This window comes from Costertonia aggregata (genome assembly GCF_013402795.1).
Classification (GTDB): domain Bacteria; phylum Bacteroidota; class Bacteroidia; order Flavobacteriales; family Flavobacteriaceae; genus Costertonia; species Costertonia aggregata.
This window is the reverse complement of the sequence record NZ_CP058595.1, coordinates 330379-347581: the sequence shown is the minus strand read 5'-3', so window position 1 is coordinate 347581 and position 17203 is coordinate 330379. Positions and strand designations below refer to the sequence as shown.

Genomic DNA, 17203 nt, shown 5'->3' with positions numbered 1-17203 from the left:
TATTTTGTCATCTGTTAAAAAAAGCCTACCAAAAAATGCTGAACGTGTGAAACTGTAACGTTCTGGCAGTAAAAGATTTAGAGAGTATCTTGTTAGGTGGTTTTTAATTTTTTTTTGTGTTCGTTTCATGCTGTAAGCTGGTCTTTGTAGTTTTCGAGGACTGTTTCAAAATATGCCGTGGTCTCTTGAAGTGATTGTTCACTTTTACCACCTGCAGCATTGGTATGCCCGCCACCATCAAAATATTTTCGTGCAAATTCGTTTACCGAAAAGCTCCCTTGGGAGCGAAACGAGATTTTTATGATACCTTCCTCGGCATTTTCAATGAAAATAACCGCAAATTGTATACCCTCCAAGGTCAAGCCATAGTTTACAAAACCTTCGGTATCGCCTTTTTTGAAATTGTACTTATCAAGTTCTGCTTGGCTCAGGGTAATATAGGCTGTGCTGTATGCTTCCAATATTTTCATATTGCCAAGAGCACAACCCAAAAGGTGCAGTCGGCTGGGGCTGTTCGTATCAAAAACCCTGTTGTGAATAGCTGTATTGTCCGCACCTTTATCTATTAAATCGGCTACAACCTTGTGGGTGCGGCTTGTGGTCGATGAAAATTTGAAAGATCCCGTATCGGTCATAATTCCGGTATATAGGCAGTTTGCCATGTCCGTATCAATTTTTTCCACATCGTTGAGCGACTCCATAAAATTGTAGACCATTTCACAGGTAGAACTCATGGTCACATCGGAATACATGATTTGGGCATAGCCCGACGGGGCCTGGTGATGGTCTATCATCACAAATATTGCCTGTGAAGCTTCCAAAAGAGGTTCCATTTGGCCAATGCGCCCCAAATGATTAAAATCCAACGTAAAAATAACGCTGGCCTCTTCAATGTATTTTTTAGCTTGTATGGATTGTTTTTCAAAAATTAGGATTTCCTCGTTTTTGGGCATCCATTTCAGAAATTTGGGAAAGTCGTTCGGTGCTATGATCGTTGCTTCATGACCTTTCTTTTTTAAATAATGCCACAGTGCCAAAGTTGAACCTATGGCATCGCCATCAGGATTTTTATGTGGGACAACAACAATTTTTTGGGGTGCGGAAAGTAACTGTTTTACCGCATTTACATCCTCTAAATTCATGCGCGCAAAGATACAATTTTATAACATAGGGCTATTGTTTAATATTCTATTTTTACCAGTGCAAAAATATATCAAAAATGAAAAAAGTATACCTTGTCCTAGTACTGTACCTCTTATTGTTTTCCTGTACATCCCGTAAAACCAGTACAACTTTAAAACCGACCAAAGCGGATTTTACCATTGCTTTTGGCTCTTGCAATAAAACAAACTTGGCCAACGAAGTATGGGACGATGTGCTGGCTGCCCATCCCGATGTTTGGATTTGGGGCGGAGACAATATTTATGCCGATACTGATAATATGGGTACATTAAGATATATGTATGCACAGCAAGACAGTGTTCCAGGGTATGCAAAGGTCAAATCGCAAATACCCGTAATAGGCACATGGGACGATCATGATTATGGACTCAATGATGGGGGAGTGGAATTTAGTGCGAAAAAGGAAAGTCAACAAGAATTTATGGATTTTATGGATGTACCCCAAAATAGCCCGAGAAGGCAGCAAGAAGGCGTGTACACCAGTCACGATTACGATATGGTCAACGGTAAAGTCAGGATTATTGTTCTGGATACCCGATATTTTAGAACTTCACTTACACCGGATACTGATACCAAAAAAAGAAATAAGCCCAATAGGTATGGGGAAGGGACTATTTTAGGTGAAAAGCAATGGAAATGGTTGAAAAATGAGTTGAAAGCCTCTGACGCGGACTTTAACGTGCTGGTGACAAGTATTCAGTTTTTGTCCAACGAGCATGGTTTTGAATGTTGGGGCAATTTTCCCCACGAAGTGGATAAAATGAAAAAAACCATAAAAGAATCAGGGGCAAAAGGAGTCTTGTTCTTATCGGGAGACCGGCATATATCTGAATTTTCAAGGGATAAAACTGTGGGACTTTCCTATCCGCTCATTGATTTTACTAGCAGTGGGCTTACACATGCCTATCGAGGTTTTTCGGGCGAGCCCAACCCGTTTCGTGTCGGGGAGGTCATCGCTACCGAAAGTTTTGGAGTAGTAGGTTTTAATTTTGCGGACAAAGTGGCCCATATGAAAATCATCGGCGTAAATGGCGATATTTTAGGGGAGCTGCAACAAAGCTATTAAATCTTGCAGCTTAGTGAATAAAACGTATTTTTGCACAAAATTTTAAACATGGTTACAAATAGAACTTTTACAATGATTAAGCCAGATGCCGTTGAGAACGGCCATATAGGGGCTATTTTGGAAAAAATAACTTCCGCAGGCTTTAAAATCGTTGCTATGAAATATACCCAATTGAGCAAAAGGGATGCTCAAGAATTTTATGCCATTCATAAGGAGCGTCCATTCTTTGGGGAATTGGTACAATTTATGACACGTGGTCCCATTGTTTCGGCCATTTTGGAAAAAGACAATGCTGTTGAGGATTTTAGGGCACTGATAGGTGCAACAAATCCTGAAGAGGCTGCCGAGGGTACCATTCGCAAATTATTTGCCAAGGATATAGGTGAGAATGCGGTACATGGTTCGGACAGCGATGAGAACGCAGCAATCGAAGGTGCTTTTCATTTTTCCGGAAGGGAAATATATTAGGTTTGGAATATCATATAAAAATGCCGTATCGCTATATTGCGATACGGCATTTTTATTATATTGAATACTGAGCATCCAGGTCATCCAAAATTAAATTCAATTGATAGGGTTTATCAAAAAACATAAAAAGTATAATGGATAAGCTATCTTAAAATCAATTTTTTTATCAGTTCCTTTCCCAATTCCTCATTCAGCATCGCAATGATTTTAGACCTTCCCAAGCTAAGTTCCTCACGCAATACCGATGATGAAAGCGAAACATGTAAGGTGTCGTTTTTTAACTCCACGGCAGTGGTATAGTTGTTTACCCCATTGCCCATCAAGTCTGCCCATGCTTGGCGTGCATCAACCTTGTCAATGCCTTTTTGGAGTTTGTTTTTTTGGATAAACTCCTGCAGAGCATCGCTCATGGGCAAATTTGTATTGTTGCGTTTTGCCATTAGTCCGTCACTTGTATAGGTGTAAATCTTTTGTATTTGTACATGACGCCGTCCTCTGTTCGTACAGAAAAATCATTCTTCGATACAGAGACCAATTGTTCGCTCCACTCGTTCAAACCGTTTTTATAGTGAATCAAAAAAACCGCGTCTTTTTCGGTAATGGAAAATGCAGCGGCATCGTCCGACGTTTTGTACGTACCATCAAATTTTGGCTGTACTTTTTTTCTGAAACCTTTGTTTTTATCTATTTTGATATAATCTATGGTCGCATTTACTTTGTAATCTTTAGTATCTCCATTGGGGAAAGTAACTTCCTCGATTTCCCAATACCCGTTCAGGTTTTGTAAATCTGCCGATGCTACCTTTTCGTTGCAAGCGATACATGACCACATAATTACCAATAAAACCAAAGCCTTCTGCATGCTATAATTTAAATATTTTATATGATTGGTGTATAGTTTTGACCACATTTTCTGTGCGTTCGGCGTGGGTGTCACTTATAAAGATTTGCCCAAAATTAGCATCGTCTACCAAAGTTACGATATGTGCGACCCTATTTTCATCCAACTTATCAAAAATATCGTCCAAAAGTAGAATGGGAATTGTTTGCGCCTGTTTTTTGATAAAATTGAACTGTGCCAATTTTAATGCTACCAAAAACGATTTTTGTTGCCCTTGACTTCCAAACTTTTTTATGGGGTGCCCCTGAATCTGAAAACTTAAATCATCTTTATGAACACCTACGCTGGTATATTGCAAGGCCCTATCCTTTTCGATTGTATTTTTTAACAGTACACTAAGGTCACACTCCAATAATCTGCTATCGTAATGCAAAGAGACCTCTTCACTTTTGCCAGATATGGCCGCATATTGCTCCTTAAAAATTGGAATAAACGCTTCAAGGAAGATTTTTCTTTTTAGGAATATATCGGTGCCATATGTATGTAATTGCTCGTTATAAACTTCTAGTGTATCCACATCAAAAGTACGGTTGGCGGCAAAATATTTCAAAAGCGAATTTCGCTGTAGCAGTACTTTGTTGTATTTGATGAGGGTTTGGAGATAAGCTTTGTCCGACTGGGAAATAACGCCGTCAATAAATTTACGACGGGTGTCGCTCCCCTCTACGATTAAATCCCTATCGGCGGGGGATATGATTACCAAGGGTAAAAACCCGATATGGTCAGAAAAGCGTTCATATGGTTTTCCGTTTCGTTTTATGATTTTTTTGTTGCCCCGCTTTAGACTACAAATAATTTTTTCCTCCCGCTCATTTTTTTCAAACTCGCCATCTATCACGAAGAAATCTTGCTCATGTTTTATATTTTGTGTGGCGACAGGGTTAAAGTAGCTTTTCCCAAAGGAAAGATGGTATATGGCATCGAGAATATTGGTCTTTCCTATTCCGTTTTTACCTACAAAGCAGTTTATTTTAGTATCGAATTCAAAATTTCGTGCGTCAAAGTTTTTATAGTTGATGAGGGATAACTTCTTTAAATGCATTCCGTATCGTCGGGATTTTATTTTCTATCATTAGCGAACGTGCAAAATATCGAAAAATAACGAATAAATACCCTTAGGTTTTGGATAAAAACTTTATTTTTGCGCGACCAATAAAAGAATACGATGGCGACATACAAAAAGAGAGGCTATAAACCAAAGAACAAAGTTGAAGAGCAACAGCTTGATGCGGAAAACAGCACAACAGCAGAGGTTTTTAGTACTTTGGACGAAGGGGCTTCCAAGACCGAGGAATGGGTTTCCAAAAACCAAAATTATATTCTTGGTGTAATTGGTGTAATAGCTGTTGGGGTTTTGGGTTATTTGGCCTATAATCAATTTGTCATAAAGCCCAAACAGGCAGATGCCGCAAACCAAATGTATTACCCGCAACAATACTTTGACCAAGCCTTGACCAATACAACGGAGAAGGATTCATTGTATACCTTGGCATTGGAAGGTGCAGAAGGTAAATATGGTTTTTTGGACATTATAAGTGAATATAGTGGTACCAAAGCGGCAAATATCGCTACCTACTCTGCCGGAATGGCATATTTGGATATGCAACAGTATGAAAAGGCCATAGAATATTTAGAAAGCTTTTCTTCTGACGAGGCCATGCTAGGTGCTTTGGCCAAAGGTGGATTGGGTGATGCGTTCATGCAATTGAACCAGCCTAAAGAGGCCTTGGATTATTACGAAAAAGCGATAGCACACTCAGATAATGATTTTACCGCTCCCAAATTTCTGTACAAAGCAGGTGTTACGGCTATGGAGCTAAATCAAAATGAAAAGGCCCTGGGATATTTTCAAAAGATAAAGGACGAATATTCAAAGTCTTCCGAAGCCAATACCATTGACGTGTTCATCGCAATGGCCAAAAACGGAAAATAGTGGCGACCGCTAACAAAAATTTATCGGTCTATGATAAGGCAACAATCCCAAATGCGAGAAATTTTCGATTTGGGATTGTTGTTTCCGAATGGAACCATGAAATTACCGAAGCACTTTATGATGGCGCACAAGAGGCCCTTTTGGACTGTGGTGCCGATGAGGCAAATATTATTCGTTGGAACGTGCCTGGAAGTTTTGAACTTACCTACGGTGCCAAAAAAATGATCACTTCACGAAATGTAGATGCCGTTATCGCCATAGGTAGTGTAATACAAGGGGAGACCAAACATTTTGATTTTGTGTGCAATGCAACCGCACAAGGTATAAAAGATTTGAACGTACACTTTGACACCCCAGTTATTTTTTGTGTTTTGACCGATGACACAATGCAACAAGCCATTGACCGCAGTGGTGGAAAACATGGCAACAAGGGCACCGAAGCGGCCATAGCTGCCATTAAAATGGCCGCTTTGGGCAAGTAAGTCTAGTGCTGCTATAGCCTATTTATCCACTTATATTTCATTTTGTACTGTTAACAAATTTTAGGAATCCTTTTGGGTGCTGCTTTTTGATTTTAAGTAACTTTGAGATATGGGCATTTTAAGTAAAATAACGAAATTACGTAGGAACAGAAAGTTTGAATACAGTCCAAGATACTTTGATGATAAAGGAAAAGGGAATCCTTTTAAGCTTGAGCATAAATTTGATGAATACAGGACCACGGTCGGCAGTAATAGGGGGCTTAAAACAAAATTTAACAATGTCCTGCAGGATACCAAAAGAAAGGGAGACCGTAATCTAAAAATAAGGATGGTAGTTATATTGTCTATTTTAATTTTGATTTGCCTATATCTATTGGATTTTGACCTCTCAATTTTCTTCTCCTAAATAATGGCAGATATTATAAGACTCTTACCGGACCATGTGGCCAATCAAATTGCTGCTGGCGAAGTGGTGCAAAGACCGGCTTCGGTAGTGAAAGAGCTATTGGAGAACGCCATTGATGCTGGTTCGTCATTGATAAAACTCATAGTTAAGGACGGTGGCAAGACCTTGATACAGGTCGTAGATGATGGTATAGGTATGACCGATACCGACGCCCGTCTTAGTTTTGAGCGCCATGCTACATCGAAAATAACAAATGCGGAGGATTTGTTCAATCTGTCCACAAAAGGCTTTCGTGGCGAGGCACTAGCCTCTATCGCCGCTATCGCCCATCTAGAAATGCACACGAAACCTGAAAATCTTGAAGTGGGCACACATATAAAAATCGAAGGGAGCGAGGTCGTATTTCAAGAAGTATCGGTAACCCCAAAGGGGACTTCTATAGCAGTAAAAAACTTATTTTTCAATATTCCGGCACGTAGAAATTTTTTAAAATCGGATCAGGTAGAGCTTCGCCATATCATTGATGAATTTCATAGGGTCGCTTTGGCGCATCCGTCTATTGCTTTCAATTTGTACAATAATGGGAGTGAATTGTTCAACCTGCCAAAATCAAACCTTAGGCAACGTTTGGTCAACGTATTCGGTAACAAGACCAATCCAAAATTGGTTCCCGTAGAAGAAGGTACACAAGTTGTCAACATAAAAGGGTTCGTCTGTAAGCCCGAATTCGCCAAAAAGAGTAGGGGCGAACAGTTCTTTTTTGTGAACAATCGCTTTATAAAAAGTCCGTATTTGCACCATGCCGTGGTTTCTGCATTTGAAGGGTTGATAAAGACAGATACACATCCGGGTTATTTTTTATATTTGGAAGTAAATCCCTCGTCGATAGATATCAACATACATCCTACAAAGACCGAAATAAAGTTTGATGACGAGCATACATTATATGCCATTTTACGATCTACGATCAAACACAGTTTGGGGCAATTTAGCGTAGTACCCGCGCTGGATTTTGAAAAAGACCAAAATTTGGAAACGCCTTATGCCTATCAAGGCAAAGTAGCGACACTTCCAAGGGTAACGGTAAACGCAGGGTTTAACCCCTTTGTGGAGAAACAACAAAAATCGGTACACCATGCAAACCACAGCACAAAAAGTTCAAAAGGATGGGAAAGTATGTATGTTGGCCTACGGTCCGAAGTCGAAAAAAATGAAAATCTAGAGGGTATTCAATTTGAATCTGACACTATCACGGGCTCTATTTTTAAAGGGAAAGAAGCTCATACCGAATCATCTGCCACAACGATACAATTACGTAGAAAATATATTTTGACTACTATTAAGTCGGGTATCGTGGTAATTGACCAAAGTAGGGCCCATCAACGCGTACTGTACGAAAATTTTTTAAAGCATAGTACATTAAAAGAGGCGGTTAGTCAACAATTGTTGTTTCCGTTATCACTTTCATTTTCAAAGTCGGATATTCGGATACTGAATGAAATAAAAGAAAGTTTATCCGTTTTGGGTTTCGTTATCGAGACCAAAGAAGAGGATGCCGTTAAGGTCAAAGGGGTGCCAATACTGGTTCCGGAGAGCGAGGTGGGGATAGTATTGGATCAATTGATTTCAGATTACCAAGATGAGGTAGAGGGGAACAGTTTTTCGTATACCGATATGGTGGCCAAGACCCTATGTAAAACACTTTCGGTCAAAACCGGGGAAGTTTTGGACGGCACATCGCAGTTGGCATTGGTGAACGATTTGTTCGCCTGTAAGGAACCCATGGTGAGCCCCTTCAACAAACCCATACATATTACCATTTCTGAAAACGATATAGATAAAAAATTTATTTAGATGGGGAGAATAAGTGATGCTATAAAGCACCTGTTAATCGTTAATATACTATTTTTTGCCGCAACCGCACTGTACGGTGACCAAATGTACGAGTGGTTCTCGTTATGGTTTCCAAAAAACGAAAATTTCGGATGGTGGCAGATAGTTTCGCACATGTTTATGCACGGTGGGCTCATGCATATAGTTTTCAATATGTACGCCCTTTGGGCTTTTGGCACACCTTTAGAACGAATGTGGGGCAGGAACAAATTTTTGTTTTTTTATTTTTCGGCCGGACTAGGAGCGGCATTGATACATACCGGGGTCAATTATTATTATTTTAACGCAGGGCTTGACGCATTGGCAAATTCCGGAATCTCTCAAACCCAAATCATAGAAATCATATCTAGCGGACGGTATATGCCAGATTGGTACAATATTGCTTCACAAAGCACGATCGATAATTTTTTGAGTGCTTATAATACACCGGCAGTTGGGGCATCTGGGGCCATTTATGGTATTTTGGTAGCTTTTGGCATGTCTTACCCCAATAGTGAACTTTTCTTGATATTTTTGCCAGTACCCATAAAGGCAAAGTACTTTATTCCGGTGCTTATAGGTCTTGATCTGTTTTCTGGCGTAACGGGATATTCTATTTTTGGCAGTGGTATTGCCCATTTTGCCCATATTGGTGGAGCCTTGTTCGGATTTATTATGATGTGGTATTGGAAAAAAAACCAGTTTAACGGTAATCGATGGAATTGAAATGACAGGAGGAGGTATAAGATATCAAATATCAAGATTGAACATTGCGGAGAAAATCATCGCCATAAATGTCGCAATCTTTATTTTAGCGGGTCTTTTGAAGGCCTTGTTGGGATTATATCCCAACGCTATAGTTCAGTGGTTTGAGTTGCCCAAAGATTTTATGGGTTATATATCCCAACCTTGGTCCTTGGTAACGTATTCATTTTTTCATGGGGGTTTCGGGCATATTTTTTGGAATATGATTATGCTCTATTTTACGGGAAGAATATTTCTAAATTTATTCGATACCCGAAAGTTCATAAACGTATATTTTTTGGGCGTTATTTTCGGAGGGCTTTTGTTTTTGTTCGGTTATAATGTTTTCCCCACGCTTTTAGGAAAAAATACCGCTCTGATCGGTGCCTCGGCAGGCGTATCTGCCGTTCTTATCTTTATTTGTGCCTATATTCCCAATCAAGAGGTCCGGGTTATCTTTTTTAATGTCAAACTTTGGTATTTGGGAGCGTTTTTTATTCTTGTGGATTTGATCCAGATTGGGTACAACTCAAACGTAGGTGGCCGTTTGGCCCACATTGGTGGTGCGATTCTCGGATATGTTTATGCGCGACAATTGTTGAAAGGGACTGATATTGGCACAGGATTTTCCAACTTTTTGGATGGTTTGGGCAATCTTTTCAAAAAGCGTGAAAAGAAAGCTCCAATGAAAACGGTATACCGTAAAACCAAAACGGCATCAAAAAAATCAGTTGATTACAAAAAAGAAAACCACCAACGCAAAATCGATGCTATTTTGGATAAAATAAGCAAGTCCGGTTACGAAAGCCTCTCCAAGGCAGAAAAGGATTTTTTGTTCAAGGCGGGTAAAGAAGATTGATTGCTTTGAGAAACCTATCAACTTTCAATAAACTGGTTTTGACATTGAACCTTTTTTTTTCGGTATCGTTGCTGATTTCTTTTTTTGCGCCTCATTTATCCGTGACTGATTATCCATTTCTTTCTTTTTTTGCCTTATCGGTACCTTTTTTGTTTTTGGTCAATATGCTGTTTTCGATATACTGGTTATTTTTCAATATCAAATTTTGTTTGATTGCCGTATTGGTATTGGGAATAGGTTTTTTTGTGATGGAGCCTTTTTTCAAACTTGATATCTCAAAGAAAATCGATGATACAGCCGGGCTCAAGATTATGGGGTACAATGTTCAAGAGTTTCGTTATTCACGGGAAAGGAGCAGTAGGCTCATGAATTTCGTGGCGTCCCAAGCCCCTGATGTGATAGGTATTCAGGAGTTTTCGATGGAAGGTACCGATGAATTTGAAAAAAACTACCCTTACAGCTTTAGAACCGTTGGTGGCAGAGCTAAAAGTGTGCAGGCTATATTTTCCAAATACCCGATAATTTCAAAAGAGCACATAAAATTCCCCAATACGGCAAATAGCGCATTGGCGGCCGATATTGTCTACGAAGGCGACACCATACGAGTATATGTGGTTCATTTGCAATCTCTGCGCATAAGACCCGGTATGGTAAAGAGAGAAAGATCTGACCACTTGTATTCGAGACTAATAAAATCTTTTGCCAAACAAGAAGAACAATGCGCCATCCTAAAAAATCACATGGCCCGGAGTACTTATAAAACCGTAATATGCGGCGATTTTAACAATACACAATATTCCCATGTCTACAAAACCATAAAAGGTGATATGCAGGATACGTTTTTGAAAAAAGGCTCAGGTTTTGGTCGCACCATAAATTTTTGGCGGTTTCCTTTGAGGATAGATTTTATTTTTGTGGATAAGTCATTTCAAGTGAAAACACATCAAAATTTTGATGTGGGATTTTCCGATCATTTTCCCGTTATGACCACGCTCAATTTAGTCGATCAATAAACAATCCGTAACATCTGCCAAAATATGTATCAATAAGGCGATACCTACGATACGGGTCTTTTTGATTATGGTCAAGAAAATATATACTGCCATCGCCCAATAACTATGCAGCGGATGAAAATTTATACTGCAACGGTCGGCGTCAAAAATAGGACTGGCCAATAGATGGTCTATATCAATCAATATACCTGCCCATAGGATACATAATATCCTAAATCGATTTTCCTTGAAAAATACAAAGGCTATGAGAACGGGAACTAAGAAATGAATACCGTAATGAAGAAAAAACCTAAGCATTCGTGAGGTTTAGATTTTGATTTTTGAGATAAGACAGTGCATTGGTACCTTCATTGAAAAGCAAGTCCAAAATACTTAGATTGTACAGAAAACCATGTTTTTCCTCAAAAACGTGGTTGTATTTTTCTTGGTCAAATTTGATTTTTAATTTGGCGTTTACCAAAAAACGAGCGTCTTTTATAGTGGTATCAAGTTGATGCTCATAAACCATGGTTTTTTTTGTAGGGGTTTCAATTTGAAGGCATGCGCAAATAGTTGCTATGGTCTTTAGGTTAAAATCCAATAAAAATTTTTGGTCTTCCCGAAAAAGAGGCTCCAACTCATCTTCGTAAAATTCAAAAAAGGGTGAGGTTCGGTAAGCTGTTTGTAGCGTACGCCAATGCTGTCTTTGCCAAGAATACGTATTGTCTAACCTAACATCTTTATACTTTTGCCTTCCTTGTGACCCTCCAACATGTTTTATGGGAAGAGTAAGCATATGGCGTCCCCTGTCCGTAGCTATGTAACAACGATTGCGATAGGTTTGTTTTTGAAAGTTATCCGCTGTTTCCCATATAACCTCGTTCTGTGCAATAGCACTGAATATGGCTATATTCGGAAAATAGCAAGGGTGTAATACTATTTGCAAAGCAAAAAGGGTGTTTTGGGTATCAAATTCGTGACTTGGCTTTTTTCTTTTTCCAGAAATAGTTGCCTACAAAATAAGCGGCCAATAGTATGAGAAAATATTTGAAATACGATACAGGTTCGCCATCGCCATTTACAGTGGTAAATACCCTGTCCCATCTGACCTTGATATCGCCTTCGCCCGCAACTAAATTCTCGACACTCATCCAAATAAAAATGGGGGTTCCCACAATATGGTTTTCAGGAACATACCCCCAGAATTTACTGTCTTCGGATCGGTGATGGTTATCGCCCATCATCCAATAGTAATTTTGCTTAAAAGTGTAGGTGTCAGCTACCTGCCCGTTAATGCTAATCTGGTTGCCCGAAACACTGATGGTATTGTTTTCATAATCCTTTATAATTTTCTTGTAGTAAGGAAGTACCCTTAGGTTAAGCGGTACTGTTACTCCTTTTTGCGGAATGTATATGGGGCCAAAGTTATCTTCCGTACCAGGATGTGCCGCACTTTGTGGAAAAACACGGGTATCGGGTCTGGTAAAGGTGAATTTTTCTACAGATATTATGCCGGCTTTTCCTGTATAATTATTTGCTTCATCCCCTGTCATATTGAAAAGAATCATGTTGGTTTCCTCTTTTCCGTCCAAATATGCCTTGACTTTATCATTTATAAAACCGCCCATGTAATATATTCTGGTGGAATCTTCCTTGATTTTGTTCAATTGCATTCTGTCCAAAAGTTCATCGGCTCTATCTTTGGATAAAGTGTTCTTTGCGATACTGATAACATTACCCGCAAAATTTTCCCTGCCCAATAAAGAGATTACGCTGTTATCAATCTGCCCTTGGGTAGTGACTACGTAAGAAGTTTGGCGTTTTGCCCTCTCCGAGAACACGAACTTATTGCCATTCACATAAATATCACCGTTTTTGATGGCCAGGGAGTCGCCCGGTAACCCAACACAGCGTTTTACGTAATTTGATTTTTTGTCAATCGGTTTTTGAACACCTTTTGCCCTTTTAAAAAAACGTACCACCGTATCGGCCGGCCAACTGAATACCACAATATCGTTACGATCAACCTTGGTTATGGCCGGTAATCGCATATAGGGTAGCTGTAATTTGTTCAACCATGACTTTTCCGCTGTAGTTGGGTCAACGTCGGCAATATAGGAACGTATGCCCAATCCGGGAATGGTATCGTGAACCATGGGTGCGGCAAGAGTAGTCATGGGTAGACGCGCCCCGTAATGAAACTTGCTTACGAATAAAAAATCCCCTACCAACAAAGTTTTCTCCAAAGAGCCGGTGGGAATAACATAGGGCTGAATAAAATAGGTATGCACAAAAGTCGCTGCCACTATGGCAAATATGATCGAGCTTACCCATTCGCCCAAAGCTGATTTGGGATTGAGGTCACGTTCTTTATTATACTGTACATCTTGGGTGTAGTTTATGTAGTAGATGTAGAGGCCCAACGTTAAAATGACCAACCAAGTATCCAAAAGGCTATTCTTGCCAAAACTACGAATGGTCTCTACCCAAACTACGGGAAACATTAAAAGGTTAATGATGGGCAGGAACAATAAGAACACCCACCATTTGGGTCTTTTTATGATTTTCATCAAAATTATGGCATTGTATATCGGGATTGCTGCTTCCCAAGCTTTTCTACCAGCTTTTACATACAATTTCCAAGTTCCCAGAAAATGAATAATCTGTATGATCAATATAAAAACAATCCACTGTGTACCGTTCATACTGTAATTTTGTGTTTAGACTGCCGTCCTTGATTTTTGTTACGTTAATTAACCTATGTTTAACACGTCTTTCATGGTAAAGATTCCGGTTCTGCCGATAATCCATTCAGCGGCCACGATTGCGCCAAGTGCAAAGCCTTCGCGACCATGGGCCTTGTGTTTTATTTTGATGTCATCAACAGCACTGTGATAAGTTACGCTGTGTGTTCCGGGAACATTGCCTTCCCGTTTTGAGGTAATGGGTATTTTTTTTGGCTCGTTTCCCATCGTCCATCCTTCATAATCCAAATTTTTGGTAACACCTTCGGCCAACGTTATGGCGGTGCCACTAGGGGCATCTAACTTTTGGGTATGGTGTATTTCTTCCATATGAACCGTATATTGTTCCAAACCTTGCATCATTTTGGATAGATACTCGTTCAACTCAAAAAAAATATTTACACCTAAGCTAAAGTTGGAAGCGTAGATAAAGGCACCTTTGTTTTCTTTACAAACGGCAATGGCCTCGTCATACTGCTGTAACCAACCCGTAGTACCCGATATTACGGGAATATTTTTCTTAAAGCAATTGGTGATATTCCCAAAAGCTGCGTCGGGAGTACTAAAATCTATGGCAACATCAATTTGGGAATAATCGATTTCTGTTGTGTCCAAATCAATTTTGGCAACGATATTATGGTTTCTGCTTTTGGCGATTTCCTCTATCATTTTACCCATTTTACCATAACCGAACAAAGCTATTCTCATCTCTAAAATTTTATGGTAAGTGCCATGCCGTAGTTGGGATTGGCGGTTACAGGGTTGTATTCCAAATAGGGTTTAAAATCCATACTTAATTTGTCATCTACATTAAACTGCTTTAAGTGGGAATCAACGTTGGCATCTATAATGTTGAGCCCGTACAGCGCAATAGTTATTAGCAAAGCCAAATCCCTGTCCCGCTGAAACCTCTCTTGAAAATCTTGAAGGTCATCATTGTCTATATCAGGTTCTGTAGGTATCCGATCATCATTGGGATTAAGGTCATAAAATTCATCGGTAGTGAACCCTGCACGCCTACTTTTAAAGGCATCCCTAACATCATTATATTGCTGGTTATTGTAAATATAAGCGTATGCACCAGTACCTATGGCGGCATATACAATGGGCACTTTCCAATACCGTTTGTTGTAAATTTGTCCCAAACCGGGAAAAATAGCGGAATAAAAGGCAGCTTTACTAGGTGCCAAAGGGTTGATTTTTTTCTTTTCTACGAATACGGAATCCTTCAAGATGATAACGCCCTGCTCGTTTAGACCTTGTTGAACGGAATCCAAAGCCTTTTCGTTTTTTTCTTCCTGTGCAATACCAGCATTGGAAAAAAATAGAAGCATACAAACTAAAAGGATGATTTTATTCACTCGTAAGCAGCTTTTTTAACCTTTTTAACTCCTCTTCGGAATGAAAAGGGATAACAATCTTGCCCTTACCGTTCGATGCGGTTTGGATGTCAACTTTTACCGAAAGGTAATCTGTTATTTTCTTTTTGGTCTTTTCAATGTATTCTGGAGTTTCCTTGGTTTTGGTAATCGCTTTTTTGTTCGGGCTCTCCGCCTCGTGATATGATTTTACCGCACGCTCCGTATCCCTTACCGAAAGGTTTTCACCAACTATTCTTTCATACAGATCAATCTGGTCTTCCTTTTTATCGATGTTTACCAAGGCCCTGCCATGGCCCATGCTCACAAAACCATCCCTTATCCCGGTCTGTATAATGGGATCTAACCTTAACAATCTCAAATAATTGGTAATGGTAGATCGTTTTTTGCCTACCCTATCGCTCATTTTTTCTTGTGTGAGGTTTATTTCGTCTATCAATCTTTGATAGGACAACGCTATCTCAATTGGGTCCAAGTCTTGCCGTTGGATGTTTTCTACCAACGCCATTTCCAAGGACTCTTGGTCATTGGCAATCCGGATATAGGCGGGGATGGTTTCCAGACCGATTAACTTTGAGGCCCTGAACCTTCTTTCTCCCGATACCAATTGATATTTGTTGAAATCCAATTTTCGTACCGTTATGGGTTGGATAACGCCCAACTCTTTTATAGAGGTCGCCAACTCTTGAAGCGCCTCGTCATTGAAATTGGAACGTGGCTGAAACGGATTCACCTCAATGGAATCCAAATCCAATTCCACAATATTTCCGACCACTTTGTCCGCATTTTTGTCCGTTGCGGAATTTATATCGTTCTCGGGATCTTTCAATAAAGCTGAAAGCCCTCTTCCCAGTGCTTGTTTTTTTGTTGCCTTCGCCATTACACTTTCTCCTTGTTCTTTTTCAATAATTCGTTGGCCATGTTCAAGTAATTGGCAGCTCCCTTGCTGCTGGCATCATACTTGATGATGCTTTCACCATAGCTAGGCGCCTCGCTCAGTCTCACATTACGTTGTATAATGGTGTCAAAAACCATATCGGAAAAGTGCTTTTTGACTTCTTCAACAACTTGATTGGATAGGCGTAACCTAGAATCGAACATGGTGAGTAGCATACCCTCAATATCCAAATCGGGATTGTGAATTTTTTGTACGCTTTTTATGGTATTCAATAACTTTCCCAGACCTTCTAACGCAAAATATTCGCACTGTATGGGAATTATGACCGAGTCTGCCGCGGTCAGTGCATTTAAGGTCAATAAACCCAATGACGGCGCACAATCTATCAAAATGTAGTCATAGTCGTTCTTGAGTGCGGTTATGGCCTTTTTCATCATATACTCCCTTTGCTCCTTGTCTACCAATTCAATTTCAATGGCCACAAGGTCTATATGGGAGGGTATCAAATCTACGTTTGGCGAATCTGTTTTTATAATAGTCTCTGCGGCAGATTTGGTATGCTCCAAAAGTTGGTAGGTTCCCAATTCAACGGAATCTACATCAATACCAAGACCTGAAGTCGCATTGGCCTGTGGGTCGGCATCTATAAGTAAAACTTTTTTTTCCAACACCCCGAGAGAGGCAGCAAGGTTTACCGTGGTGGTGGTTTTACCAACACCACCTTTTTGATTTGCGATAGCAATTATCTTGCCCATTATATAGTAAGTTAAGGGGTAAAAATACAATTATTTACGGTGCCAAAAAATGTAATTTGTTAACACTAAGTGAATAAGTAAAACTCTTGCTGTTAAAGAGCGTTAAAGTTTTAATAAAGAGCTATTTATAATCTTTTGTTGAAACCGTTCAACGAACAAGAACGGAATTTTTTGATTTGAAGCTATTGCTCTTCTTCGTCTTGCTTTTTTATACTATCGGCATACTCTATAAGATAAATTTCCTCATTTTTCTTTTTGAGATAGTATTGTTCACGTGCGAACTTTTCCAACTCCTTGGGGTCGGATAGTTTTTTTATTATTTTTTTGTCCTTGCTTATTTCTTCTTTTAAGAACTTTTGCGTTTTTTCAAGCTTTTTTATCTCTTTTCTCAGTTCCATGTGAATCAACAACGAATTTGTATCAAAGAAAACCATCCAAACGACAAACGCCGTCAATACCAAGATATAGGCGTTGGTCAAAAGCCTGAACCATTTGTTTTTCTTAAGGTTTTTGATGCCCATG

Annotated in this window: 21 protein-coding genes; 9 read left to right on the top strand and 12 right to left on the bottom strand. The window is 39.5% G+C overall.

All coding sequences use genetic code 11. The annotated features are described in order from the left end of the window. Positions 1-125 precede the first annotated feature (125 nt). Positions 126-1142, bottom strand: coding sequence for a DHH family phosphoesterase (locus HYG79_RS01615; RefSeq protein WP_179240434.1), 1017 nt, complete (start codon positions 1140-1142; stop codon positions 126-128). A 77-nt stretch (positions 1143-1219) separates the two neighbouring features. Here HYG79_RS01615 and HYG79_RS01610 point away from each other — a divergent pair, with 77 nt between their 5' ends. Both HYG79_RS01610 and HYG79_RS01605 read left to right on the top strand, forming a co-directional pair. After that, positions 1220-2248, top strand: a complete 1029-nt coding sequence (locus tag HYG79_RS01610) for an alkaline phosphatase D family protein (protein WP_179240433.1) — start codon at positions 1220-1222, stop codon at positions 2246-2248. Positions 2249-2296: 48 nt separating this feature from the next. After that, entirely contained in the window at positions 2297-2716 is a 420-nt protein-coding gene (locus HYG79_RS01605; protein ID WP_179240432.1) for a nucleoside-diphosphate kinase, read from the top strand. A 143-nt stretch (positions 2717-2859) separates the two neighbouring features. Here HYG79_RS01605 and HYG79_RS01600 read toward each other — a convergent pair whose 3' ends face one another. The 3 genes from HYG79_RS01600 to recF are packed head-to-tail and all read right to left on the bottom strand — an operon-like array spanning position 2860 to position 4659. Next, on the bottom strand, positions 2860-3156 hold the full coding sequence (locus HYG79_RS01600) for a DUF721 domain-containing protein (RefSeq protein ID WP_179240431.1): 297 nt from the start codon (positions 3154-3156) through the stop codon (positions 2860-2862). Next, the gene (locus tag HYG79_RS01595; protein ID WP_179240430.1) at positions 3156-3578 is read right to left on the bottom strand and encodes a lipocalin family protein; all 423 of its coding nucleotides are present in this window, start codon (positions 3576-3578) and stop codon (positions 3156-3158) included. Before HYG79_RS01595 ends, HYG79_RS01600 begins: the two co-directional genes overlap by 1 nt. A gap of 1 nt (position 3579) precedes the next feature. Continuing rightward, positions 3580-4659, bottom strand: coding sequence for a DNA replication/repair protein RecF (recF, locus tag HYG79_RS01590; RefSeq protein ID WP_179240429.1), 1080 nt, complete (start codon positions 4657-4659; stop codon positions 3580-3582). A gap of 123 nt (positions 4660-4782) precedes the next feature. Here recF and HYG79_RS01585 point away from each other — a divergent pair, with 123 nt between their 5' ends. The 7 genes from HYG79_RS01585 to HYG79_RS01555 all read left to right on the top strand — a co-directional run bounded on the left by HYG79_RS01585 (position 4783) and on the right by HYG79_RS01555 (position 10926). Continuing rightward, positions 4783-5550: a tetratricopeptide repeat protein gene (locus HYG79_RS01585; protein WP_179240428.1), complete on the top strand. Its 768-nt coding sequence runs from the start codon at positions 4783-4785 to the stop codon at positions 5548-5550. Beyond that, positions 5550-6032, top strand: coding sequence for a 6,7-dimethyl-8-ribityllumazine synthase (gene ribH / locus HYG79_RS01580; protein WP_179240427.1), 483 nt, complete (start codon positions 5550-5552; stop codon positions 6030-6032). Before HYG79_RS01585 ends, ribH begins: the two co-directional genes overlap by 1 nt. A gap of 109 nt (positions 6033-6141) precedes the next feature. Beyond that, positions 6142-6438 carry a riboflavin synthase subunit beta gene (locus HYG79_RS01575; protein WP_179240426.1) on the top strand — a complete coding sequence of 99 codons (297 nt, stop codon included), beginning with the start codon at positions 6142-6144 and terminating at the stop codon, positions 6436-6438. 3 nt (positions 6439-6441) lie between these two features. Then, complete coding sequence (gene mutL, locus HYG79_RS01570; RefSeq protein WP_179240425.1) at positions 6442-8292, top strand: DNA mismatch repair endonuclease MutL; 1851 nt, start codon at positions 6442-6444, stop codon at positions 8290-8292. After that, entirely contained in the window at positions 8293-9036 is a 744-nt protein-coding gene (locus HYG79_RS01565; protein WP_179240424.1) for a rhomboid family intramembrane serine protease, read from the top strand. A 1-nt stretch (position 9037) separates the two neighbouring features. Beyond that, positions 9038-9913, top strand: coding sequence for a rhomboid family protein (locus HYG79_RS01560; protein WP_179240423.1), 876 nt, complete (start codon positions 9038-9040; stop codon positions 9911-9913). A 5-nt stretch (positions 9914-9918) separates the two neighbouring features. Beyond that, entirely contained in the window at positions 9919-10926 is a 1008-nt protein-coding gene (locus HYG79_RS01555; RefSeq protein ID WP_179240422.1) for an endonuclease/exonuclease/phosphatase family protein, read from the top strand. Here the strand turns inward: HYG79_RS01555 and HYG79_RS01550 are convergent. From HYG79_RS01550 to HYG79_RS01515, 8 genes are all read right to left on the bottom strand, one after another. Next, positions 10912-11223, bottom strand: a complete 312-nt coding sequence (locus tag HYG79_RS01550) for a DUF6122 family protein (RefSeq protein ID WP_179240421.1) — start codon at positions 11221-11223, stop codon at positions 10912-10914. The two genes, HYG79_RS01555 and HYG79_RS01550, sit on opposite strands and share 15 nt — an antisense overlap. Continuing rightward, a complete protein-coding gene (locus tag HYG79_RS01545) occupies positions 11216-11851 on the bottom strand; it encodes a WbqC family protein (RefSeq protein ID WP_179240420.1) in 636 nt (211 codons plus the stop codon). The genes HYG79_RS01550 and HYG79_RS01545 overlap by 8 nt, the downstream gene beginning before the upstream one ends. Positions 11852-11873: 22 nt before the next feature. Beyond that, positions 11874-13610, bottom strand: a complete 1737-nt coding sequence (lepB, locus tag HYG79_RS01540) for a signal peptidase I (RefSeq protein WP_179240419.1) — start codon at positions 13608-13610, stop codon at positions 11874-11876. Between the two features lie 48 nt (positions 13611-13658). Next, positions 13659-14357: a 4-hydroxy-tetrahydrodipicolinate reductase gene (gene dapB / locus HYG79_RS01535; protein ID WP_179240418.1), complete on the bottom strand. Its 699-nt coding sequence runs from the start codon at positions 14355-14357 to the stop codon at positions 13659-13661. Positions 14358-14359: 2 nt separating this feature from the next. Further along, positions 14360-14983 (bottom strand): DUF5683 domain-containing protein, encoded by a 624-nt coding sequence (locus tag HYG79_RS01530; protein WP_179240417.1) that lies wholly within the window; start codon positions 14981-14983, stop codon positions 14360-14362. Between the two features lie 19 nt (positions 14984-15002). Beyond that, a complete protein-coding gene (locus tag HYG79_RS01525; protein WP_179240416.1) occupies positions 15003-15908 on the bottom strand; it encodes a ParB/RepB/Spo0J family partition protein in 906 nt (301 codons plus the stop codon). Then, complete coding sequence (locus tag HYG79_RS01520; protein WP_179240415.1) at positions 15908-16681, bottom strand: ParA family protein; 774 nt, start codon at positions 16679-16681, stop codon at positions 15908-15910. The genes HYG79_RS01525 and HYG79_RS01520 overlap by 1 nt, the downstream gene beginning before the upstream one ends. A 182-nt stretch (positions 16682-16863) precedes the next feature. Further along, positions 16864-17202 (bottom strand): FtsB family cell division protein, encoded by a 339-nt coding sequence (locus HYG79_RS01515; protein WP_179240414.1) that lies wholly within the window; start codon positions 17200-17202, stop codon positions 16864-16866. Position 17203: the final 1 nt, after the last annotated feature.